Source organism: Streptomyces sp. NPDC004647, from assembly GCF_040609575.1.
Classification (GTDB): domain Bacteria; phylum Actinomycetota; class Actinomycetes; order Streptomycetales; family Streptomycetaceae; genus Streptomyces.
Map to the genome: position 1 here is coordinate 1 of NZ_JBEXKU010000186.1, position 2819 is coordinate 2819.

Genomic DNA, 2819 nt, shown 5'->3' on the forward strand with positions numbered 1-2819 from the left:
GAGGGTGTCCACGTCGTTCGTCACAAAACGATCTTGGACACCCTCGTTCTCGTCTCCGCAGGCACCCCTTGGACCACACCACCAGGAGGAACCAGGTGCGACACGAAGTCGCTAAAAACTAGAGGGAGTTGCAATGAGAGAACGCGCCTCCCCCGGCCCGTGACCAATGGTCGGTCCCCAGCCTCGGGTGCGTCTGCGGTAACGCGGAGGTGCTGAGCCGAGGTGGTCAAGCTCAAGGGTCCGGTGGGCCATCACCGAGCCACAAGCGAAGGGGAATTCCGGGCGGGCGAACGAAAGTAAACCCTTGTATTTACGGGTCGTGATCCTGACACCGCGTCAATGGTCGGAAATCGGCGGTGACAACTCCCGGCGCTGCAAGGCGTCACACGGCGTAGTCCCTTCAGCAAGGGACGTGGGGATCTGGTCCCCGTACGTAGGTCACCGTGGGAGTCGGCTTAAAGAGGGCGCCCAATCCGGAAGTATCTAGTTTCAGTGGAACGTGGAAACCCCGTATGGGTCCGGAAGTCAACCGGTAAGTCGGAGGCAACGAAGACAGAAATCCCGTGCGGGAACAGGATGGTCCAAGAAGCGAATGCCGTCAGAGCGAAAGCTCGGAGGAAAGGCCAGGATTAAGGAGCTCTCTCCTTCTGGCTATAACTTGGCGGATACCAGTCTGATGACTGGCCCCGAAAGGGGGCCCACGTGGACCAGGTGGGCCATGTAGGTACCAAAGGGCAGAGACTTGCACCGAAGGACAAGTTGGACAGAGAGAGGAGGAGGAAGTTGTCCCATGCGACGCCAGTCCTCTCGATGAACGGACCTTCGGGCGATGCTGAATTCTGGGCCAGCATCGACTGGCGATCAGAGGAAGAGTCTGTAAAGCGACTGCGCCAGCGGATCTACAGGGCCGCGAGGAAGGGTGATCTGAAGCAGGTTCGCAATCTGCAAAAGCTCATGCTGCGATCCAGGGCGAATGCCTTGACAAGCGTCCGTCGGGTGACTCAGCAGAGTGCCGGAAAGAAGACAGCGGGTATCGATGGGGCTGTGCATTGACCCCGGAGAAGCGTGGGCGGATGGCAAGGAGAACTCTCGCCTTGCCGACTTCATCCGCGAAGCCCGTTAAGCGCGTGTACATCCCGAAGGCCACCGGGAAGACCCGGCCGCTCGGAATCCCCGTCATTCAGGATCGCGTCAACCAGGCAAGGGTGAAGAATGCCCTGGAGCCGGAGTGGGAAGCGCGTTTCGAAGGGCGGAGCTACGGATTCCGTCCCGGCCGCGGTTGCCAAGACGCGATTCAGGCGATCTTCACGGTGGCTGCCAAGAAGCGCTCCAAGCGGCTCTGGGTCCTCGACGCAGATCTGTCGGCAGCCTTCGACCGCATCAGTCACGACCACCTCATGGACTCGATCGGCCTGTTCCCAGGCCGGCGGCAGATCCAGGGTTGGCTCCGGGCTGGGGTCATGGAGCAGGGTGTCTATGCGCATACGACTGAAGGCACGCCACAAGGTGGTGTCGTGAGTCCACTGTTGCTGAACATTGCCCTGCATGGGATGGGAAATGCTATTGGTGCCAACCTGCCACAGGGCGGCACGAAGAAGAAGCATTCTCCGGCCCTCATTCGGTACGCCGACGATTTCGTGGCGCTCTGCGCCACGGAAGAGGAGGCATGGGATCTTAAGACCAAGTTGACGGACTGGCTGACGCCGAGAGGGCTTGCCTTCAATAACGAGAAGACGCGCATCGTCCATCTCGAAGAATGTTTTGACTTCCTTGGTTTCAACATTCGCCGATACAGGGGCAAGATGCTCATCAAGCCGAGTGAGGACGCAGTTCGACGGGTCAAGGAGAAGATCAAACACACCATCCGCGCCCATCGCGGATCGTCAGCCGAACGGCTGGTTGGTGCCCTCGCACCCTTGGTTCGAGGTTGGTCTACTTACTACCGTCACGTCGTCTCGACGAAGATCTTCAAGCAGCTTGATGACTTCATGTATAGGGCTTTGCGGCGATGGGCGCACCATTGTCATCCCAATAAGACCGGCCGATGGATTCGGGAAAGATACTGGGGTCAGTTCGAGGAAGGTCGAGGTGATAGGTGGGTGTTCGGCTCTCGGGCTAAGAATCTGCCAAAGTTCGCCTGGACCAGAATTGTCCGGCACGTCATCGTCAAGGGAGACGCTTCCCGAGATGATCCGGAGCTGGAAAGCTACTGGAGAAGTCGATCCCGGAAGCGGTTCCCTGAGATCGAATCCAAACGGATTCTCTCTTTGGCGGCCCGCCAGAAGGGACTGTGTGCCAGATGTGGACAGGACCTGATTGAAGGCGCGGGGTACGACCCCGATGACGTCAACGATTGGGCGAGGTGGTTCACGGCTCGATACCGAGGAATCCACGTGCATCACCTCACTTACCGCAGTCTGGGCGGCTCACACCGCCTCAGCAACCTGGAGGTCGTACACACGCTATGTCATCAACAACTCCACGCAGGGGACCGGAAGAAGAACACCAAGTCCGAGCGGCCAGAGGCCCGCTTGAGCCGTGTGCGGTGACGAGTCGCACGCACGGTTCTGAGGGGGCCGGGGCGCAGCAATGCGCCCCGGCTACCCGACTGTCATACCCGCAACTGCTCACCCCCGAGGAGAAACTCGCCGACGCGAAGAAGCTGTTGAGCCTCCCGCGTATCGTCGTGATCTGCGGCTCCACCCGCTTCATGACCGAGATGAACGAGGCCGATCTGCGGGAGACCAAAGCCGGAAAGATTGTCGTCAAACCGGGCTGTGACATGAAGTCGCCGCACGAACTTTGGTCCGATCCTGTCG

2 protein-coding genes and 1 pseudogene are annotated in these 2819 nt (G+C 59.6%); all 3 read left to right on the plus strand.

Going from position 1 to position 2819, the window contains the following annotated elements; genetic code table 11:
- The first annotated feature begins 810 nt into the window (after positions 1–810).
- The gene (locus tag ABZW18_RS34475; protein ID WP_356195403.1) at positions 811–1053 is read left to right on the plus strand and encodes a reverse transcriptase N-terminal domain-containing protein; all 243 of its coding nucleotides are present in this window, start codon (positions 811–813) and stop codon (positions 1051–1053) included.
- Between the two features lie 41 nt (positions 1054–1094).
- Entirely contained in the window at positions 1095–2549 is a 1455-nt protein-coding gene (ltrA, locus tag ABZW18_RS34480; RefSeq protein ID WP_356195401.1) for a group II intron reverse transcriptase/maturase, read from the plus strand.
- A 59-nt stretch (positions 2550–2608) separates the two neighbouring features.
- Positions 2609–2819: pseudogene (locus ABZW18_RS34485) on the plus strand (hypothetical protein); the annotation flags it as partial.